The sequence below is a fragment of the Microbacterium sp. genome (genome assembly GCF_049650565.1).
Taxonomy (GTDB): Bacteria; Actinomycetota; Actinomycetes; order Actinomycetales; family Microbacteriaceae; genus Microbacterium.
In genome coordinates, this window is record NZ_JBASAK010000054.1 from 52,392 (window position 1) to 72,448 (window position 20,057).

The 20,057-nt window shown below is 68.2% G+C and carries 19 protein-coding genes; 13 read left to right on the forward strand and 6 right to left on the reverse strand.

The window, feature by feature from the left end:
- Positions 1 to 25 precede the first annotated feature (25 nt).
- Genes WA967_RS10210 through WA967_RS10220 form a run of 3 tightly spaced genes read right to left on the reverse strand, consistent with a single transcriptional unit; the run spans position 26 to position 2,656 of the window.
- A complete protein-coding gene (locus WA967_RS10210; RefSeq protein ID WP_424421992.1) occupies positions 26 to 694 on the reverse strand; it encodes an HAD hydrolase-like protein in 669 nt (222 codons plus the stop codon).
- A gap of 33 nt (positions 695 to 727) precedes the next feature.
- Positions 728 to 1,423, reverse strand: a complete 696-nt coding sequence (nucS, locus tag WA967_RS10215) for an endonuclease NucS (RefSeq protein ID WP_424421995.1) — start codon at positions 1,421 to 1,423, stop codon at positions 728 to 730.
- Between the two features lie 9 nt (positions 1,424 to 1,432).
- Positions 1,433 to 2,656: an MFS transporter gene (locus tag WA967_RS10220; RefSeq protein ID WP_424421998.1), complete on the reverse strand. Its 1,224-nt coding sequence runs from the start codon at positions 2,654 to 2,656 to the stop codon at positions 1,433 to 1,435.
- A gap of 59 nt (positions 2,657 to 2,715) precedes the next feature.
- On the opposite strand from WA967_RS10220, the gene WA967_RS10225 reads away from it, so the two are divergent.
- Positions 2,716 to 3,789, forward strand: coding sequence for a LacI family DNA-binding transcriptional regulator (locus WA967_RS10225; protein ID WP_424422000.1), 1,074 nt, complete (start codon positions 2,716 to 2,718; stop codon positions 3,787 to 3,789).
- A gap of 17 nt (positions 3,790 to 3,806) precedes the next feature.
- On the opposite strand, the gene WA967_RS10230 is transcribed toward WA967_RS10225, so the two are convergent.
- Positions 3,807 to 5,417, reverse strand: a complete 1,611-nt coding sequence (locus WA967_RS10230; RefSeq protein WP_424422001.1) for a hypothetical protein — start codon at positions 5,415 to 5,417, stop codon at positions 3,807 to 3,809.
- Positions 5,418 to 5,591: 174 nt separating this feature from the next.
- Between WA967_RS10230 and WA967_RS10235 the strand changes: the two genes are divergently transcribed.
- The 6 genes from WA967_RS10235 to mnhG are packed head-to-tail and all read left to right on the forward strand — an operon-like array spanning position 5,592 to position 12,027.
- Positions 5,592 to 8,546 (forward strand): Na+/H+ antiporter subunit A, encoded by a 2,955-nt coding sequence (locus tag WA967_RS10235; RefSeq protein WP_424422003.1) that lies wholly within the window; start codon positions 5,592 to 5,594, stop codon positions 8,544 to 8,546.
- The gene (locus WA967_RS10240; protein ID WP_424422005.1) at positions 8,546 to 9,184 is read left to right on the forward strand and encodes a Na(+)/H(+) antiporter subunit C; all 639 of its coding nucleotides are present in this window, start codon (positions 8,546 to 8,548) and stop codon (positions 9,182 to 9,184) included. The genes WA967_RS10235 and WA967_RS10240 overlap by 1 nt, the downstream gene beginning before the upstream one ends.
- The gene (locus tag WA967_RS10245) at positions 9,181 to 10,734 is read left to right on the forward strand and encodes a Na+/H+ antiporter subunit D (RefSeq protein WP_424422007.1); all 1,554 of its coding nucleotides are present in this window, start codon (positions 9,181 to 9,183) and stop codon (positions 10,732 to 10,734) included. Before WA967_RS10240 ends, WA967_RS10245 begins: the two co-directional genes overlap by 4 nt.
- Complete coding sequence (locus WA967_RS10250) at positions 10,731 to 11,372, forward strand: Na+/H+ antiporter subunit E (protein WP_424422010.1); 642 nt, start codon at positions 10,731 to 10,733, stop codon at positions 11,370 to 11,372. Before WA967_RS10245 ends, WA967_RS10250 begins: the two co-directional genes overlap by 4 nt.
- Complete coding sequence (locus WA967_RS10255; protein ID WP_417555794.1) at positions 11,369 to 11,638, forward strand: monovalent cation/H+ antiporter complex subunit F; 270 nt, start codon at positions 11,369 to 11,371, stop codon at positions 11,636 to 11,638. The genes WA967_RS10250 and WA967_RS10255 overlap by 4 nt, the downstream gene beginning before the upstream one ends.
- A complete protein-coding gene (gene mnhG / locus WA967_RS10260; protein ID WP_424422012.1) occupies positions 11,635 to 12,027 on the forward strand; it encodes a monovalent cation/H(+) antiporter subunit G in 393 nt (130 codons plus the stop codon). The genes WA967_RS10255 and mnhG overlap by 4 nt, the downstream gene beginning before the upstream one ends.
- A gap of 21 nt (positions 12,028 to 12,048) precedes the next feature.
- Here the strand turns inward: mnhG and melA are convergent, their stop codons facing one another.
- Positions 12,049 to 13,377 carry an alpha-galactosidase gene (melA, locus tag WA967_RS10265; RefSeq protein WP_424422014.1) on the reverse strand — a complete coding sequence of 443 codons (1,329 nt, stop codon included), beginning with the start codon at positions 13,375 to 13,377 and terminating at the stop codon, positions 12,049 to 12,051.
- Positions 13,378 to 13,535: 158 nt separating this feature from the next.
- Here melA and WA967_RS10270 point away from each other — a divergent pair, with 158 nt between their 5' ends.
- From WA967_RS10270 to WA967_RS10295, 6 genes are all read left to right on the forward strand, one after another.
- Positions 13,536 to 14,300 carry a DeoR/GlpR family DNA-binding transcription regulator gene (locus WA967_RS10270; protein ID WP_424422034.1) on the forward strand — a complete coding sequence of 255 codons (765 nt, stop codon included), beginning with the start codon at positions 13,536 to 13,538 and terminating at the stop codon, positions 14,298 to 14,300.
- A 141-nt stretch (positions 14,301 to 14,441) separates the two neighbouring features.
- Complete coding sequence (locus WA967_RS10275; protein ID WP_424422016.1) at positions 14,442 to 15,788, forward strand: ABC transporter substrate-binding protein; 1,347 nt, start codon at positions 14,442 to 14,444, stop codon at positions 15,786 to 15,788.
- Complete coding sequence (locus WA967_RS10280) at positions 15,785 to 16,723, forward strand: carbohydrate ABC transporter permease (RefSeq protein ID WP_424422019.1); 939 nt, start codon at positions 15,785 to 15,787, stop codon at positions 16,721 to 16,723. The genes WA967_RS10275 and WA967_RS10280 overlap by 4 nt, the downstream gene beginning before the upstream one ends.
- A complete protein-coding gene (locus WA967_RS10285) occupies positions 16,720 to 17,553 on the forward strand; it encodes a carbohydrate ABC transporter permease (protein WP_424422021.1) in 834 nt (277 codons plus the stop codon). The genes WA967_RS10280 and WA967_RS10285 overlap by 4 nt, the downstream gene beginning before the upstream one ends.
- Before the next feature lie 40 nt (positions 17,554 to 17,593).
- A complete protein-coding gene (locus WA967_RS10290; RefSeq protein ID WP_424422023.1) occupies positions 17,594 to 18,733 on the forward strand; it encodes a tagatose-6-phosphate ketose isomerase in 1,140 nt (379 codons plus the stop codon).
- Positions 18,733 to 19,707, forward strand: coding sequence for an N-acetylglucosamine kinase (locus WA967_RS10295; RefSeq protein WP_424422026.1), 975 nt, complete (start codon positions 18,733 to 18,735; stop codon positions 19,705 to 19,707). Before WA967_RS10290 ends, WA967_RS10295 begins: the two co-directional genes overlap by 1 nt.
- Before the next feature lie 24 nt (positions 19,708 to 19,731).
- On the opposite strand, the gene WA967_RS10300 is transcribed toward WA967_RS10295, so the two are convergent.
- Positions 19,732 to 20,057 (reverse strand): alpha/beta fold hydrolase (locus tag WA967_RS10300; RefSeq protein WP_424422028.1); only part of this gene is annotated, 326 nt, incomplete at its 5' end.

Below are 20,057 nucleotides of genomic sequence, written 5' to 3' on the forward strand. Positions count from 1 at the left end.
TAGATCACGGTACAGTACCCGGCTGTCAGTCGAGCAGTGCGCGCCTCAGTGCGACGGTGTCGGAGACCTTCTGGTGCGCGAGGTCGGCCTCGTGAGGCCCGCCGAACCCCCAGCCCACGAAGATGACCGGGATGCCGTGCTCGGCGGCGCCGTCGACGTCGTGATGCCTGTCGCCGATCAGCACGGGGCGGGACGTGTCGACCCCGGCGGCGCGCAGTCGATCGAGCGCCTGAGTGATCACGAACGCCTTGCCGTCGGCGCGCCCCTCGGGCAGCGGGCGCGCGCCGGAGATCGCGGTGAACAGACCGGTCAGCGCGTAGTGGTCGAGGATGGCGCGCACCTGGTTCTCGGGTTTGGTGCTGGCCGTGGACTGCGGGATGCCGGCATCGTGCACCTCCTGCAGGAGCTCGGCGACGCCCGGGTAGATCCGCACCGAGGCGGCGTAGCCGTCGGCCTTGGCCAGCCCGCGGTAGCGGTCCACGGCTTCGTGAGCGCGCTGCTCGTCGAGGCCCGCGCGCAGCTGGAACGACTCGTGCATGGGCGGGCCGATCCAGAGCGACAGCTCAGCGGCATCCGGCTCCGGCAGTCCGTACGAGGCGAACACCTTGCGCAGCCGCGGCATGATGCCGGCCGACGCGTCGGCGATGGTGCCGTCCACGTCCCAGAGGATGCAGGAATAGGGCGATGACGGCATGGCTCCAGCCTACGGGCGGGCGGGAGCGCTGTTTCAGAAGAGGCGGGGAGCGCCGGATTCGGTGCCCTTCATGCCCTCGTAGTCGAGAACGACGCAGCGGATGCCGCGGTCCTCGGCCAGCACGCGGGCCTGCGGCTTGATCTCCTGAGCGGCGAACACGCCGGTGATGGGCGACAGGTGCGGGTCGCGGCCCAGCAGCTCCAGGTAGCGGGTGAGCTGTTCGACGCCGTCGATGTCGCCACGGCGCTTGACCTCCACCGCGATGGCCGCTCCTTCGGCATCCCGGATCATCAGGTCCACCGGGCCGATGGCGGTCGGGAACTCGCGGCGCACGAGCTTGCCGCCCTCGCTGATCAGGTCGACCTGCTCGGCGAGCAGCCGCTGCAGGTCGGCCTCCACGCCGTCCTTCTGCAGGCCGGGGTCGATGCCGAGGTCGTGGTTGGAGTCGTGCAGGATCTCGTAGATCTGCACGCGCAGCGCATCGCCGGTCTTCTTGTGCGTGACGCGCCACACCTCGATGACGCCGGCCGTGGCCTCGTCCTCACCCGGCTCCTCGGAGGCCAGGGTGCACGGTGGACTCATCCAGTTCAGCGGCTTGTAGCTGCCGCCGTCGGAGTGCACGAGCAGGCTGCCGTCGCCCTTGTGCACCAGCAGGCGCGTGGCGAGCGGCAGATGGGCATGGAGCCGCCCGGTGTAATCGACGGAGCAGCGGGCGATGACGAGGCGCACCCGACGAGCCTACTTCGTCGTGACCGGGGCGCCCTCGCGCAGCGGCTTCGCCGCACTGGAGAACAGCCCTGACATGACCACCAGTGCCACCAGGATGAACAGCGTGTTCAGCAGGCCGATGTGCTCGCTGATCACCCCCAGCACCGGGGGGCCGCCGAGGAACGCCACGTAGCCGATGGTGGCGGCGGCGCTCACGCGCGCGGCAGCCTTGGTCGGATCGTCGGCCGCGGCCGACATCCCCAGTGGGAAGCCCAGCGATGCGCCGATCCCCCACAGAGCCGCTCCCACCAGCACCAGCGGCAGGTTCGGGCCGAGGATGAACAGCAGGATGCCGGCTGCCGCCGTCCCCGACAGCACGCGCAGCACCGTCACGCGGCCGAACCGGTCGACGAGCGGCCCGCCGAACAGGCGCACCACGCTCATGCCGACAGAGAACACGGCCAGCGCCAGGGCGCCCATTCCGGACGGCTGGTGGTGCCCCTCGACCACGCCCAGGGCGATCCAGTCGTTGGCGCCTCCCTCCGCGAACGACATGCCCAGCATGACGATCCCCAGCGCGTAGGTGCGGGGCTCGCGCCAGGCCTCCAGTGCCGTGTGCATGCGCTGGCGGAAGGTGGGCCTGATCTCGTCGGTGGGGTCGAGGGCGACCTCGCGCACCGGCACCTGGAAGAAGCACACGACTGACGCCGCGACGATGACCGCGCTGATGATGCCGGCGTGCGCGGCGACATCCAGTCCCCCGCGTGCGGCGAGCACGCCGATGCCCGCGCCGATCACGGTGCCGAAGCTGAAGAAGGCGTGGAACACCGGCAGGATCGTGCGGCCCATGTGCTGCTCGATGGCCGTAGCCTCGACGTTCATCATCACGTCGACCGCGCCGTTGCCGAAGCCGAACAGTATGAGCCCGGCCATGACGACGGGGATCGAGCCGAGCAGGTCGGTGCCGAGGCCGATCAGCAGCACGCCGGTGCCGAACATCAGCATCGCGATGAGCATCCCCAGCCGCGCCCCGGTGCGGGCCATGACCAGGGGCCCGGTGGAGATGCCGATGATCGACGAGACCCCCATGCCCAGCAGCAGCAGGCCGATCTGCGCCTTGTCGATGCCGAGTGCGGCCGCGATGTCGGGCACGCGGGACGCCCACGTGGCGATCGAGAGGCCGCTGGCCAGGAAGATCGCGAAGATGGCCGCGCGCCAGCGCACGAACTGGGAGCGGGTGAGCGCAGTATCCATCCCGGCATTGTATCGAATCGATTCGATGCCGCGACACCGCAGCGCGTTATCCTCGGAGGATGAGCAGCACCGCACGCCGCGCGACCATCGCCGACGTGGCCCGAGAAGCCGGCGTGTCCACGTCGACGGCATCCGTCGTGTTCAGCGGCAAGGTCAACGTCGCCGACGCCACGCGCGAGAAGGTGCTGACGGCCGCGGCGGCGCTGGGCTACGCCGGCCCCGACCCCCGGGCTGCCTCGCTGCGGCTCGGTCGCAGCGGCATCGTCGGTGTGGTGCTCGGCGGCGAGCTGCGGTACGCATTCCTGGACCCGGTGACGACGGCCATGATGGACGGGCTCTCTGACGCGCTCGCCGCGGACAGCACGGGCATTCTGCTCCTCCGCGACGATCCGCAGGGTGATGAGGCGCCGCCCATCACCGAGGCTCCGGTGGATGCCGTGGTGCTGATCGGATGCTCGGGACGAACTCGTAGTGCCCTGGAGACCGTGCGCCAGCGCGGCCTGCCGGTCATCGTGATCGAGGGGGATGCAGGGGAGGGGGTCCCGCAGATCACGCTGGACAACCGCGAGGCGAGCGCGGAGATCTCGAGGTACGTATTCCAGCTCGGGCATACGGACGTCGCGACGGTGACGCTCTCTCTGGACGCCGAGCGCGAGCGCGGGCCGATCACGCCCGAGCGCGTCGCGGCGGCGACCGTCGATGTGACCCTGCACCGGCTGGCCGGGTTCCGCGAGGTCTACCCGGATGCCGACGGCGTGACCGTCGCGGCGAGCCTGGTCGACGAGGGAATGATCGCCGCGCGATCGCTGCTGACCGATGCATCCGGTGCGCTCCGCGCGAATCGCCCGACGGCGATCGTCGCGCAGAGTGACCTGCTCGCGGTGGGCGTGATCCGCGCGGCCGAGGAGCTGGGGCTGCGTGTGCCCGAGGATCTGACCGTCGTGGGCTTCGACGGCATCAACGCTGACGGCCTGGGCTCGCTGAAGCTCACCACCGTCGCTCAGCCCGCCGTGGACAAGGGCCGTGCGGCGGGCGAGCAGGTGATCCGCATGCTGGCAGGCGACCCGGGGGAGTCCGTGCACTTCACCTGCACGTTCCGGGAGGGACAGACCACGGCTCCGCCCGCGCGCTGACCCGCCTCACCGGACCTTCAGGAGCGCTGTGAACCGAGCTGAAGAGGATGGGTCGCATAGTCGAGGATGCGGTAGCGGCCGCAGGAGATGACGTCGTCGGGCTGCGGCGAGCCGGCGATCCTCCACGGGACGGTCTGCGCATCCTCCACGAGGAACGTCACCTCGCCGGCGGCGAAGTCCGTGCGGTTGGTGAGCCAGTTGTAGCCGCGCAGTGTGTGATCCACCTGCACGAGTTGCGCGGGATGCGCGAGAAGCAGCTTCGGCAGGCGCACCGTCCAGAACTGACCGGCTCCCATGCGGCCGGAGGCGTTCACCCAGTCCACGACGCAGGCGACGTCGGGGTCCGGAGCCGTCACCGCGGCGTGGATGCGCGGAACCGACAGCACGGCACCGGCACCCAGCAGCACGGCGCCGGCGGCGGCGATGATCCGCGTGGGAGAGGGGAGTCTCAGCGACAGCGGATACGCGACGAGCCCGAGCACGGGCGCGAAGGCGATCGGCTGCAGATATCGCGCGGCGTGCGTGCCCAGCAGGATCGCGCCGACGACGGTGGCGATCGGCGCCAGCCAGCCGTAGGCGGCGAGCAGCATGCCGCGCGTACCGGGGCCGCCCTCGCGGGGCCGGGGACGGACGGTCCGCAGCACGCACATCAGCATCAGAGTCAGCGTCAGAGCGGTCGCGGCGATGCCGCCCGCCGTGGCCAGACGCTCGCCGGCGAGCCCGCCGTAGTACCCCAGCGACACCAGTGCCTCGGCCGGGTGCGCGTAGCCGTCGCCCGGATCCGCGATCCATGCCGAGAGCGGAATGCGTGCCAGCATCCCGAGTCCGGAGCCGGCCGTGAGTGCGATCAGCGGCGGCAGGGCAAGGCGTCCGGCGAATCGCGGATGCAGAGCCACGAGCAGCAGGACTGTCAGCGGAGCGGCGGCCCACGCGAGGAAGAGCAGGTTGGTGGTCGTCGAGACCAGCGACACGACGCACAGCCACCCGAGCAGCGGGCGGCGGGGTGCGCGGCCGTCCACCCCGCCCCTGCCGGCCGTCGCAGCCCCTGCTGAGCGGCGTCGCCGAGCAGGGGCACCGACGCTGAGCAGGGGCGCGGCCCGCGCTGGTGCGTCGAACCAGCGACGCACCAGTCCCGCCGCCAGCACGGCGCCGACCACGGTCGCCGAGTAGTAGGAGGTCGTCAGCAGCATGGATGCCGGATCCAGGGCATCCCGCGAGGAGGAGGTCTCGGTGATCGCGAGGATGCCGAACGCGCCCAGCGCAGCCAGCGACCATCCCACCGGCGCCCGACCCGGACCGCGCCTGCCTGCGGCCAGGCGGATCGCCCCGTAGAGGGCCACCAGATTCATGACGGCGTTCACCGCCAGCACGCCCATGATCGACACTGTCGGGAGCAGCATCCGCAGCAGAGTGAACACTGCCGTCTCGGGCAGGAACAGCACGCCGGAGAACATCCAGTCCAGCCCGTCGCCGTCCAGGATCGACCGCCCGACCATGGCGACGATCAGGGAGTCGCCGTCGCGGAACATCAGCTCCGAGCGCGGCGTGGACGCGACCTGGCCGACGATGATCGTCGACATGGCGATCGCCGACGCCCACCCGGCGGCCTCGCGCCATGCCCCACGCATGAGTTCATGTTCGCACGGGCGACCCTTCACTTCGACTCGCCGGCGCTCGCTCAGTACAGACGACAGGCTCGGGGGCCGGATATCCGAGGAGCGCAATCCAGCGCGCCGGTAGACTGGCCGGAAGAACCGCCCGCCTGCGCCGGAAGGCCCCGAGACGAGCTTGAGGAGCCGCTGATGCAATTGCTCCTCGCCGCGTTCCTGGCTGGGTCTCTTCTCCTCCCCCTCCTGGTGCGCTGGCTCGGAGCACGGGCGTTCATCGTGGCAGCGCTCATCCCGGCCATCGCCTTCGTGCACGCGCTCACGCTCACTCCGGTGGTGCTCGCCGGCAAGCTGCCGTTCGAGGACTACGAGTGGATTCCGCAGCTGGGTCTTCATCTCTCGATGCGCATGGACGTGCTCAGCTGGGTGCTGACGCTCATCGTCACCGGCGTCGGGGCACTGGTGCTGCTGTACTGCCGCTGGTACTTCTACGACGATGCGGCCGAGGTCGGCCAGTTCGCCGGGGTCCTGCTGGGCTTCGCGGGCGCCATGTACGGTCTCGTGCTCACCGACGACCTCATCATGCTGGTGATGTTCTGGGAGCTCACCAGCATCCTGTCGTATCTGCTGATCGGCCACTATCGGCGCCGTGCGGCGAGTCGCCGCGCCGCGCTGCAGGCGCTGCTGGTGACGACGCTGGGCGGGCTGGTGCTGTTCGTCGGCGCCATTCTGCTGGTCGTGGATGCCGGCACAGCCAGCATCCGTCAGCTGCTGCAGATCGCTCCGGCGGGGCCGCTGGTGGATGCCGCGGTCGTGATGATCCTGATCGGCGCCATCTCGAAATCCGCCATCTTCCCGTTCCACTTCTGGCTGCCGGGTGCGATGGCCGCGCCCACGCCGGTGAGCGCGTACCTGCATGCCGCCGCCATGGTGAAGGCCGGCATCTACCTGATCGCGCGCTTCGCGCCGATCTTCGCACTGACCGGCCCGTGGCGCCCCATCGTCATCTCGTTGGGCGTGCTCACGATGCTGCTGGGGGGCATCCAGGCGCTGCGCGAGACCGACCTCAAGCGCATCCTCGCCTTCGGGACGGTCAGCCAGCTGGGGTTCTTCTCGGTTGTGATCGGCTTCGGCACCCCGGGCGCGGCCCTCGCCGGCCTCGCACTCGTGATCGGGCACGCACTGTTCAAGTCGGCGCTGTTCCTGATCGTGGGCGTCATCGACCGCCAGCTCTCCACCCGTGATCTGAACGAGCTGTCGGGTCTGGGGCGGCAGGCGCCGGTGATGGCCGTGGCCGCCTTCATCTCCATCGCCTCGATGATGGGCCTCGCGCCCACCATCGGCTACGTGGCCAAGGAATCCGCGCTGACCGCCTTGCTGGAGGAGGCCCAGCAGGGATCGCCGTGGGGCTGGGTAGCACTGGCGGGAGTCGTGCTCGGGGCGGTGCTGACCGTGGCCTACGGATGCCGGTTCCTGTGGGGCGCGTTCTGGCGCAAGAGCAACCGCCACGGCGAACGTATGCCGGATACGGAATGGCCGGATCCGCCGGTGGGGTTCCTGGCGTCACCGATCATTCTGGCCGGGCTGAGCATCGCCGTGGGCATCGGAGCTCCGGCGGTGGACGTGATGCTGCAGGGGTATGCGGGCGACTTCGACCCGGCGCTGGGGCAGGCCGGCCATCTCGCGCTGTGGCACGGCTTCGAGCCGGCGCTGCTGCTCTCGCTCGGCGCGATCGCCCTGGGCATCGGCGCCTTCGTGCTCAGCATCCGCTCCGGCTGGCACCGGTGGCCGCGGATGCTGCGCTTCACCGCCGCCGACGTCTACTACCAGGTCATGCGCGGCGTCGACCGGCTGTCAGTGCTGACCACGAGCCTCACCCAGCGCGGCTCCCTGCCGATGTACGTGGGCACGATCTTCATCGTCGTGCTCGCCGCCGAGGCCACGGCGCTGGTCGGCGCGGCTCCCGAACGCCTGGCTCTGTCGGCCTGGCATACTCCGACCCAGCTGGTGGTGGCCCCGATCATGGCCGTCGCCGGTGTGATCGCCGTCCGCGCCCGCAAGCGCTACACCGGCGTGGTGCTGGTCTCGGTGACCGGTCTGGGCATGGTGGTGCTGTTCGCCACCAGCGGCGCTCCCGACCTGGCGCTCACGCAGATCCTCGTCGAGACCGTCACCATGGTGACCTTCGCGCTGGTGCTGCGGAGGCTGCCGTCGAGGATGGGGGAGCACAACGCCTCGGTCGGCCGAGTGCCCCGCGCGATCCTTGCGATCGGCGTGGGCGTGACCATGGCGCTGGTGGCCATCGTCGCCACGCAGGCGCGCATGTTCGCGCCGATCTCCGAGGCGTTCCCGCAGCTGGCATACGACCTGGGGCACGGCAAGAACGTCGTGAACGTGGCACTGGTCGACCTGCGCGGTTGGGACACCATGGGCGAACTCAGTGTGCTGGTGCTGGCCGCCACGGGCGTGGCATCCCTGGTGTTCGTCACCCACCGCGCCGACCTGCTGTCGGCGACCAGGGACCTGCCGCAGACCGCTCGGCGGCGCACCGCACGACGGCCGATGGTCGAGACGGCCGACGGCGTGAAGTTCCAGACCCCCGAGAACCGTGGCGCCCCGCGTGCGTGGCTGGTCAGCGGCACGCGGCTGAAAGCCGAGAACCGCTCGATCCTGCTCGAGGTCATCGTGCGGGTGCTGTTCCACACCATCATCGTGGTGTCGATCTACCTGCTGTTCGCCGGCCACAACGGCCCGGGAGGCGGCTTCGCCGGCGGACTGGTCGCGGGCATGGCCCTGGTCATGCGCTACATCGCCGGCGGCCGCTGGGAGCTCGGTGCGGCGGCCCCGACGGATGCCGGACGGCTACTCGGCTTCGGCCTGGTGCTGGCCGTGGGCGACGCCATCCTGCCGATGTTCTTCGGCCTCGCCCCGCTGCAGAGCACGGTGTGGTCGGCCGATGTGCCGGTGCTCGGGCACCTCGAGTTCGTCTCCTCGACCGTCTTCGACGTGGGCGTGTACCTGGTCGTGATCGGTCTGGTGCTCGACGTGCTGCGCAGCCTGGGCGCCGAGGTGGATCGGCAGACCCTGGAGCGCCGCGCCCTGTTCCGCGCGGCACCCGAGCGTGCCGCACCCCAGGGGGTGCACGGCTGATGGACGTCTCGCTGACCCTGATCATCATCATGGCCGTGCTGTTCGCCGCCGGCGTGTACGCCATGATGGAGCGCAGCCTCACCCGCGTGCTGATCGGATTCCTGCTGCTCGGCAATGCCACCAACCTGCTGCTGCTGATCGTGATGGGCGTGCCGGGCAAGGCACCGTTCTTCGGCGAGGACGGAGCGCTCAGCGACCCGCTGCCGCAGGCGCTGACCCTCACGGCGATCGTGATCACGTTCGCTGTCTCGGCGTTCCTGCTGGCGCTCATCTACCGCTCCTGGCAGCTGGGCCAGGCCGACACCGTCGAGGACGACGAGGACGACGTCGCGCTGCGCGAGAGGACGGATGCCGAGGACGAGATCATCGAGGACGAGTCGACGCCCGAGGAGGAGGAGGCCACCACGGACTTCCTCGGAACCGTCACCTCGCCCATCACCGTGCTGAACATGCGCGATTACGCATACATCCACGACGACGCTCCGGTGGACGTTCCGGATGCTGTGAGAAGCGACCCTTCGCTCCCCATGGCACCCTCCGACCGTCGCTCCGCGCCGGCCGGAACCTCCGGGCTGCGGGGCCCCGGCTCAGGGACCCAGGTGGTCGAGGACCACGATGACGAGGAGGACCGCCCGTGACCGCGCTGGTCCCCCTGGTCGTGATGCTGCCGCTGCTGGGCGCCGCCATCACCCTGATCTACGGCCGCAACCCGCGCCTGCAGATGCTGGTGACCGCCGGCACCCTGGCATCCGTCTCGGTCATCGCGGCGATCCTGCTGGCGACGGTCGACGGATCGGGCAAGCCGCTGGCGGTCTCGGTGGGCGGCTGGCCGGTGCCGTTCGGCATCGTGCTGTACGTCGACCGGCTGGCGGCGCTGATGGTGCTGGTCTCCAGCATCGTGCTGCTGGCAGTGCTGCTGTTCTCGATCGGCCAGGGCGCGGCCGACGGGATCGAGGAGACCCCGATCTCCATCTTCAACCCGACGTACCTGATCCTCGCGGCGGGCATCTTCGACGCGTTCATCGCGGGCGATCTGTTCAACCTGTACGTCGGGTTCGAGATCCTGCTGGTGGCCTCCTACGTGCTGATCACCCTGGGCAGCACCGAGTCCCGCATCCGCACCGGCGCGGTGTACATCGTCGTCTCGCTGGTGTCGTCGATCCTGTTCCTGGCCGCGATCGCGATGATCTACGGCGCCGTCGGCACGGTGAACATGGCGCAGATCGCCGAGCGGGTGTCGCAGCTGCCGCCCGAGACCCAGCTCGTACTGCACCTGATGCTGGTGATCGCGTTCGGCATCAAGGCCGCGGTGTTCCCGGTGTCGTTCTGGCTGCCGGACTCCTATCCGACCGCACCCGCGCCGGTCACCGCGGTGTTCGCGGGACTGCTGACCAAGGTGGGCGTGTACGCCCTGATCCGCACCGAGACGCAGCTCTTCGCCTCGAGCGACATCAACACGCTGCTGCTGATCGTGGCTCTGGCGACCATGGTGGTGGGGGTGCTGGGCGCTGTCGCGCAGGCCGAGCTCAAGCGCATCCTGTCGTTCACGCTGGTCAGCCATGTCGGGTACATGGTCTTCGGCCTGGCCATCGCCACCGAGGCCGCCATCGGCGCCACGGTGTACTACATCGTGCACCACATCGTCGTGCAGACGACGCTGTTCCTCGCCGTCGGGCTCATCGAGCGCAAGGCCGGCAGCACGTCCATCCTGCGGGTGAGCGGGCTGATGAAAGCCGCTCCGCTGCTGGCCATCCTGTACTTCGTGCCGGCCATCAACCTCGGCGGCCTGCCGCCGTTCTCCGGTTTCATCGGCAAGATCGCGCTGTTCGAGGCCGCCGCGCAGGTCGGCACGCCGCTGATGATCGTGCTGATCCTGGGCGGCATCCTCACCTCCCTGCTGACCCTGTACGCGCTGATGCGCGCCTGGAACCTCGCATTCTGGCGCGAGGGCGACGACTTCTCCGAGATCGAGGGGCGCGTCGGCTACCTCGGCAAGGCGCCCGCTGCCGACGTGCAGCAGGAGACTCGCCGCATCCCGGCGATCATGACCGTGGCGACGGCGGGCATGGTGGCCGTCACGGTGTCGCTCACCGTGTTCGCCGGCCCGCTGTACGCTCTGTGCGACCGGATCGGCGCCGGACTGCTGCAGCCGGTCTCGCTCGTGCAGATCGACGAGGAGGCGGGATGAACCCCGAGTCGAAGCGCGGCTTGGGCCGCGACCTTCTGCTGCAGCTGCCGTTCCTGCTGTGGCTGATCCTGCTGTGGATGCTGCTGTGGAACCAGTTCACGCCGCTGGCGCTGGTCACCGGCATCGTGGTCGCGTTCTTCGTGACCCGCGTGTTCCGGCTGCCGACCGTCGAACTCGTCGGCCGCGTCAACGTCTGGTACTCGCTGGTGTTCGTCGTGCTGTTCCTGGGCGCCGTGGTCGCGGGCGCCATGAGCGTGGCGATCCAGGTGTTCGACTTCCGCCGCCAGCCGGGCGCCGCCATCGTCGAGGTGCCGCTGCGCTACGCCGACGACATCATCACCACGCACGTCGCGGTCACGGCATCCCTGATCCCGGGTTCTCTGGTGGTGGAGAGCGATCGGAACCGGCGCACGCTGTACCTGCACGTGATCGGCATGCACACGTCCGAGGACGTTGACCGGTTCCGCGCCGAGGTGCTGCGCTGGGAGCGCCGGATCGTGCGCGCCGTGGGCACGCCCGCGCAGTATGCGGCGCTGAAGGCGGATGCTGCGGTCGGGGGTGCTTCGACAGGCTCAGCAGCCCCTGGGTCGCTGAGCCTGTCGAAGCGTCGTGCCCAGACGAACGGAGACGTCCGATGAACCCGCTGCTCATCGCGATCATGGTGGTGTTCGGCGTCGCCGCGATCCTCACGGTGATCCGGATCGTGCGCGGACCGTCGATCCTGGACCGCACCGTGGCATCCGACGTGCTGCTGACCGAGGTGATGTGCGTGCTGGGTGCCGACATGGCCATCAACGGGCACACCCGCAACATCCCGGTGATGCTCATCATCGCGGCCGTCAGCGTGTTCGGGTCGATCGCCGTGGCCCGCTACGTCGCACGGAGGGACAACCCCACGCCATGACCTCCTTCCTCGAGCTCGCGATCCCGCAGCAGGTGGCCGATGTCGCCGTGCTGGTGCTGGTGCTGATCGGCGCGATCCTGTGCCTCTCGGCGGCCGTGGGGCTGCTGCACTTCCGCGACGTGCCCAGTCGGCTGCACGCCGCCACCAAGCCTCAGGTGCTGGGCCTCGTGCTGATCTGCGTGGCGATCGCCGTCGCGCAGCGCACCATCGGCGGGATGCTGATGGGACTGCTCATCGTGATCCCCGTGATCCTGCTGCAGTTCGCGACCGCCCCGCTGTCGGCGCACATGGTGGGCAGGCAGGCCTACCGCAACGGCACCATCAACCAGCGCGCCCTCGTGGTCGACGAGTACGCCGAGTCCAAGACCACGCCGCCGGGGGCCGGCTGACGCACTCACGGCGGTTGACTCTCAATACACGGTGAATTCGAACGGCAGGTCGCCGCCGATCGACGCAGGCAGCAGCGCGCGGTGACGATCTGTCAGTTCATCGCACATCAGCCAGATCCGCTCCGGTGTCGCCGACGAGGAGGCATTGCCATCCGCGAGAACCGCCTGACGCACCATTCGCGCATCTCCGGTCTTCAGCGCTTCGACGGTGAGCTCGGCGACGGAGAGATAGGTGCGGTTCAGCGCGGCGCCGAAGGCAGGGATCCGGCCCATCGGCTGCGGGTGCACTCCGTCTCGGTCGACGGAGGCCGGAACCTCCACCGGCGTGCCCTCGGGAAGGTTGTCGATGAGCCCGTCGTTGAGCACGTTTGCGTGGATCGTCCGCGTGGAGCCGGTCAGTAGCGAGTGGATGATGAGAGGGGCGTACTCGGCGGCGTCGCCGGAGTCGGGAAGGGTAAGGTTCTCGCCCGCTGACAGCAGTCGCTTTGCCTCGGCGACCTCGGCGAGGTTCTCGTCCGAGATCCCCAGGTACTCCAGAGGCGTGATCCGGAAGCGCTCGATCTGCTCGGGGGAGCGCATGAACCAGGGCAGGTACTCCGCCGAGTGCTCGCTGCTCTCCGTGGGGAAGCGTCCGATGCGGGAGTACATCTCGACGCGTACGCGTCTGCGGAGTTCCGGATCATCGGCGAACAGGGCATCCAGCCTCGGGTAGAGGTCCTCACCCTGGTGGGAGAGCTCCATCATCCACGCCTGGTGATTGACGCCGGCTGCGCGGTAGGTCACCTCGCTCAGCGGAACGTCCAGCAGTGCGCACAGGCCCTTCGCTGTCCAGTACACGCTGTGGCACAGGCCGACCGACTTCAGATCCGGCGCGACGGTCTTCCACCACCAGACGTTCATCGCCATCGGGTTGGTGTAGTTCAGCACCCATGCATCGGGGCAGATCGCGCGGATGTCGGCGGCGATCTCCGAGATCGCCGGGAATGTGCGCAGAGCGCGGAACACGCCGCCGACGCCTGTCGTGTCTCCGATCGTCTGCAGCACGCCGTGCTTCTCCGGTACCTGCAAGTCGATCTGGGTGGCGGGCACGCCACCGACCTGGATCATGATGACCACGGCGAGAGCTCCTTCGAGTGCCGCTCGTCGATCCTGCGTGGCGATGACAGTCAGCGGCTTGCGGAGCTGGGCGGCCACGTTCTCGGCGGTCAACCGAGCGATCTCCAGTCGCTCGGGATCGATGTCGTGCAGTGCGACTTCGAGGTGGGGAACGTCATCGAAACGAAGCAGGTCGACCAGCAGTTGGCGGGTGAACACCGCGGAGCCGGCGCCGAGGAAGACAATACGGGTCATGACCCAGATAATCGCCAACTCTGTTTACATGCGCAAGGATTATGGCGATATCGTTGGGAACTGCTCAATCTGGCTGAGCGGTCGGATCTTCAGGAAAGGTGCTCACTGTGTCGTCACCGAATTCTGCGCCCACGGACCACGTGTCACGAAAGCGCGGGATGCGCTTCGTGGCGATCCTCGATCTGGTCGCCGAGCGGCGGGTGCTGTCGATGCATGAGCTGGTCTCAGCGCTGGGCGTCTCTCCGGCGAGCGTCCGGCGTGATCTCGTGGAACTCGAGCGCCGCCGTCTGATCGCGCGAACGCATGGCCATGTGCGGGCCCTGGATGAACCGGAGATCCCTCCGGCGCTGCGGCGCACGCGTGGTGAGGTCTTCAAGCGCAGGATCGCTCGCGCCGTGGCCGATCGGCTCCCTGACGAACGCTGCGCTGTCGCGCTGTCCGGCGGCACGACGACGGCAGCCGTCGCGGCTGAGCTCATCGGTCGCCAGCGTCTGACACTCGTGACGAACTCGCTGACAATCGCAGAACTGGTGCACAGTCAGCCGTCCGCGAGGATCGTCCTGACGGGTGGAGCGCTCCGACCGCAGTCGCTGGAGATGGTCGGCCCGATCGCCGAGCACACCTTCAGCGGTTTCAACGTGGGCTGGGCGATCCTCGGCGCGGATGGCGTTGACGCCGAAGCCGGCGTCACGACGCACGACGACACGGAGGCTCGCACGAACCGCGCGATGATGACCAGCGCGCAGCGCACGATCGTCGTCGCCGACGGTTCGAAGATCGGCATGGTGACGCTCGCCCAGATGGTCCCGATCGGCGACGTCGACCTGCTGGTCACGGACACGTCCGCCGACACCTCGCACCTGGACCGCATCCGGGCCGCGGGTATCGAAGTCGTCGTCGTGAGCGACGAAGTCATCATCTGAAGTGAGCGATTTGGGACCGAGCGTTGACGAATGTTCATTTGTGCACTTGAGTGTGGGGCAATGACGACGGGCACGAAGGTGCGCTCTCGTCATCCCGCGGCATGACTCCTCGTGCCGCGGCCAGCGCGAGAAAGGGCTCCCGTGGCAAGTTCGAAGCAGAAGACGAACCGGGCACGACAGCTGGTAAGCATCGGCGCGACGACGGCCGTCGTGGCAATGGTGCTGGCCGGTTGCTCCAGCTCGGGTGCGCCCGCCGGTGGCAGCGATGCGACGACAGGCGTCACCATCACCGTCGCATTGGCGCAGGATGCACCACCGCAGGCGGCGCTGGATGCGTTCAAGAAGGACACCGGCATCACGGTGAAGTGGGTCAATCTCGATTGGGACAGCCTGCAGACGAAGATCTCCGCGGCGGCTTCCGCCAACTCCTACTTCGCTGACGCCACCAACGTCGACTGGTCACGCGTGGGCCAACTGGGCAGGCTCGGCTGGTTCCAGCCGATGGAGGATCTGGTCGACACCGAGGCGATGGAGAAGGACATGCCGCAGATGAAGTCCTTCACTTCGGACGGCCACGTCGTCGGCGTTCCGTACACCGCGTCCTTCATGGTCACCACCGTGAACAAGGAGATGTTCGAGGCAGCCGGCGTCAAGACGATGCCCACGACCATCGACGAGTACACCGCAGCGCTGCATGCGGTGAAGGATTCCGGTGTCGCGAAGTATCCGCTGAACGTCCCATTCGCCGCAGCGGAGGGTCTCTCCACGTACTGGTACGAGACCACCGGAGCATTCGGCGGCACCGTTCTCGACGGCAAGGGACAGCCGCTGTTCACGGACAAGGCCTCGGCGGGGTACAAGGCCTTCGAGTGGCTGGTGAACGCCGCGAAGGACGGGCTGGTCTCGCCCGGAAGCATCAACACGACCGATACGGAGGGCGAGCAGGCGATCATGGCCCAAGGCGAGGCCGCCAGTACGTTCTCGGACTATTCGGGCCTGATCGGCACTCTCTATGACGTCCCCGACATGTCCAAGGTCACCGGCAAGGTCGTGTACATCCCTACTCCCGGCGTCACCGGGCCCGCCGCGAATCTGTCCAACCCGGACGGAATCGGCATCCCCGCCAAGGCGAAGCACCCGGCTGCTGCAGCGAAGTTCATCGAGTGGTTCACCAGCGCAGACGTGCAGGCCGACTTCACCGGGCTCAACGAACCTGAGGCGATCTGGTCCACCTATGCGCTGCCATCCCGTCTGAGCGTTGTCAAGGACATGGCGGCGTCGGGCAACCTGCCCGGCGGAGACGCACTGGCCGCCATGCTGGAGACAGCAGCGCCGGTGTTCCCCGAGGGCGCGCCCATCTGGTATCCGGAGTTCTCGAGCGCCGTGTACACGAACCTGCACGCCGCGGTGGGGGGCGAACTGACGGTCGAGGAGGCGATCACCAAGATCGCCGACACCGTCACCAAGCTCGCCGCTGACGAAGGATGACGCTCGACACCGTCGCCGTCGTCACCGGCGGCAGGAAGAACCGGTCCGGCGCGCCTGGAAAGCGCGCCGGACGGCGGTTCGACCCATTGCCCTACATACTCGTCGCGCCCGTCACGCTGTTCATCATCATTCTGGCGCTGGTCCCCGCCGGCTACACGATCGTCCAGTCGTTCTTCACAGTCGACGCGCTGCATCCTCCGGAGCGATTCAGCGGCCTGAAGAATTTCCGGAATCTCCTCGCGGATGACCGGATCATGACGGCGCTCGGCAATACGGCGTTCTACGTCGTCGTCGGCGTGACGCTGTCGACTGTTCTCGGCATAGCCTTCGCCGTAGCGCTCCAGCGCCCGTTCCGAGGTCGGGGTGCGGTCATCGCCGTCCTGGTCCTGCCGTGGGCGCTGCCCGGTGTCGTCAACGCGATCCTGTGGTCAGGCATCCTCGACGCGAACGGCAGCCTTGTCGGCGGACTGATGGATCTCGTCGGCATGGGCGGCGATCATGTACTGCTCGGGCAGAATCCATGGCTGACCCGCACGCTCATCGTGCTGGTTCAGGTGTGGCAGATCACGCCGTTGTCGACTCTGCTGATTCTGGCCACGCTGCAACTGGTGCCGTCAGAGCTGTACGAGGCGTCGAGCATCGACGGGGCGGGGCGCTGGAGATCGTTCACTTCGATCACTCTTCCCCTGGCCCGAGCGGGCATCGCCGTTGCGATGGTTCAGGCGGTCGTGCAGACACTGAACATCTTCGATCAGCCCTATGTGCTCAACGGCTCGGCGGCGATGGGCACTTCGCTCACCATCGAGACGTACAAGGTGAGCTTCCAAGCGCTGAACTTCGGCGAAGGGTACGCGCTCTCGCTGTTCATCGCCGTCGTCACGGTGGTGCTCTCGCTGGCGATCATCAAGATCGTCTATCGGAAGGTGGAGATGTGAAGCGCGCACGGCCCGCCGGGCGGCTCGTGTCCGTCGCCATGATCGTCCTGTGGTCGATCGTGCCCATCTACTGGACGCTTCGGACCAGCCTGCAGACGGAGGGCGACGCCCGGGCGACTCCGGTGCAGTTCCTCCCGTTGCGGCCCACACTGGACAACTTCAGGTCGATCCTGTCCTCGGGTCCGATGGCCGAGCAGTTTCGGCAGTCGATGGCGAACATCGTCATCGAGTGCGTCGCGGCCACGATTCTGACTGTGGGGCTCTCCGCACTGGCCGCCTACGCGTTCGCGAGATTCGAGTTCCGCGGCAGGAACGTGCTGTTCTTCGCCGTGCTCGCCACGATGGCGTTCCCGCCCTACACCACGCTCATCCCGCTGTACCGGTTGATGAGCGGGGTCGGCCTGGTCAACACCTATACGGGCATCGTGCTGGTGTACGTCTCGGGATTCCTGCCGTTGGCGACGTGGATTCTGCACAACTACTTCGCCAGCCTGCCGCGCAGTTTGGAGGAGGCAGGTCTCATCGACGGGGCGAACAGGATGCAGGTCTTCTGGCGGATCATCCTTCCGCTGTCGCTGCCCGGCATCACCTCGACGGCGCTGATCACCTTCCTGTTCGCCTGGGGGCAGTTCCTGTTCCCCCTGGTGCTGTCCACCGACATCAGCACGCAGCCGGTGACGGTGATCATCGCGGCGATGCAGGGGCGCCATGTGGTGCCGACCACGGTTCTCAGCGCGGCGGGAGTGCTGGCGATCGCTGTCCCGGCGATCCTGGCCGTCGCCTTCAACAGGTACATCGTCAATGGCATGCTCGCCGGAAGCACGAAGTGATGCTCTGCATCGAGCAGGCCCGGACATCGAGAGAGGGACTATGAACGAGGACATTGTCGTGCGGGGAGACCGCGGAGGCGCGACCGGGCGCGAGATCGGGCAGCAGCCGGCGATGTGGCGGCAGACCGCAGCGATCGTCGCGGAAGACCGGGAGCGTCTGGATGCGCTCACCGACCCCATCCTCTCGCGTCCAGGCGCACGAGTGATCTTCACCGGAGCTGGTTCGTCGGCGTACGCCGGTGGGCTCATCTGCGCTGAGCTCGCGCATCGCCGCGGCGTGCGAATGGACGCGGTTGCGACGACCGATATTGTCTCGAACCCGCGCGATGTCTTCGCAGAGGATGTTCCGACTCTGCTCGTCTCGTTCGCACGCTCCGGGGACAGCCCGGAGTCGATCGCCGCCACGTCTCTGGCCAACCAGCTGCTCACCGTCGTCGGACATCTGGTGATCACCTGCAATGCCGACGGCGCCCTCGCTCGGGCTCACGCCGCTTGCAGTGGATCGGAGGTGCTGCTGCTGCCACCGGAGACCAACGACGCCGGCTTCGCGATGACGTCGAGTTTCACTTCGATGGCGCTCGCGGCATTGCTGGTCTTCGCGCCGGAGCTGGAAGCACATGTGGAGTCGCTTGCCGGCGAGGCGGAGGATCTGCTGCGCGGACGACTGGCGCAACCGGCTGCGATCGCGCGACGCTCGGTCGAGCGCGTGGTGTACCTCGGCTCCGGCTGTCTTCATGCTCTGGCTCAGGAGTCCGCACTCAAGGTGCTCGAGCTGACTGGGGGGCGCGTGGTGGCGATCTCCGAGTCCTCTCTGGGATTCCGGCACGGCCCCAAGTCGATCCTCTCCGCCGGCACGGCCGTCGTGTGCTTCCTGTCGAATGACCCGTACACGCGGCGTTACGACGAGGACATCGCCGCAGAGCTTCAGAGCATCGTTCCCTCGGACCTTCTGATCCGGCTCTCATCCCGCGGTGAAGGGTTGATGGCGTCAGATTCGGCTTCGTCTGCGCTCGCACAGCTGCCGGATGCCATGGCGGGCATCGTGCTGCTGCTGTTCGCCCAGGTGCTGGCGCTGGACTTCTCGCTCAGCTCGGGCGTCATCCCGGACAACCCGTCTCCGTCGGGCGCGGTCAATCGGGTGGTGCGTGGTGTGACCATCCACGCACTGGACGCGGCGTGATGTTCCTGGGCATCGACGGCGGTGGGACGAAGACGTCGTTGTGCCTGATCGATCTGGACGGGACCGTCCGCGGGCGTGTTCGGATGCCGGGGAGCTACCCCTTCGCCGATGCGGATGGGGTGGGGCGCGTCGCCGAGGTCCTCGCCGCAGGAGTCCGCGAGGTGAACCGCGTTGCGGGGATCGGGCTGGACGACATCCACTACACCTTCGCTGGTCTGCCGACATTCGGAGAATGGGCCGGCAGCGAGGAGGCGTTGTCAGGGGCGGTCGCTACGGTGCTCGGGACTGACCGGTTCTCCTGTGGGGACGACTCCGTAGCCGCATGGGCGGGTTCGCTCGGAGCACGAGACGGGATCAATGTCATCGCGGGGACGGGGTCGATGAGCTACGGGGTATGGAACGGGAGGTCGGTCCGGGTCGGAGGGTGGGGGGAGATCTTCGGCGACGAGGGTTCCGCATACTGGATCGCAGCGCGTGCGTTGCAGGCGTTCAGCATGATGGCCGACGGCCGTGAGCCTCGTGGTGAGCTGTACACGGCCGTGCGTGCGCGCCTGGGCATCGACAGGGATCTCGATGCCGTCGGCGTCGTTCACGGTGATTGGGCGGGTCGGCGTGATCGAGTTGCCGCCCTCGCTCCCGTCGTCTCCACAGTTGCGGCAGAGGACCCGGCGGCAGCGCGCATTCTTCAGGATGCCGGGCGGGCGCTGGCGCGTCTGGCTGCCGTGGCCGCAACCAGGATCGGCTGTCCGGCGGGCGACGAGACGCGAGTCTCGACCTCAGGGAGCGTATTCGGTGCGGAAGAGGTCCGGGCAGCGTTCGCGCAGTCTCTGAGCGACGAGCCCCACGCATTCGCGCTTGCCGCGCCGATGCTGCCGCCGGATGCCGGGGCGGCAGCGTATGCGGCCCGCCTTTCGGGGACCCCGCTGTCCGACGCCGCGTTGTCGCGCCTGGCCACAGTCGCCGCTGCTGCTTGAGGCGCACGTCACGCGCCCACCGCCTCACACCCCGCGCACGAACTCCAGGATCTGCGCCGCGGCGAGCCCGGAATCGCTGATGAGCGTGCCGTGACCGTGGTCGGGGATCTCGGCGAGCCGGGCGCCCGGGATCAGCGCCAGGATCTCGCGGCACCAGGTCACCGGGGCCAGCGGATCGCGCGAGCCGCGCAGCACCAGCGTCGGGACCCGTACCCGGGGGTAGGCCTTCTCGGGTTCGTGCACGATGGTGGCTCGTATCTTGCGGATCAGGTGCGGTCCGCCGCGGAGGTACTCGCGCGCGCCGCGCCACAGCACCGTCGGGCGCTCGCCGATCAGGTCGCGCAGCAGGT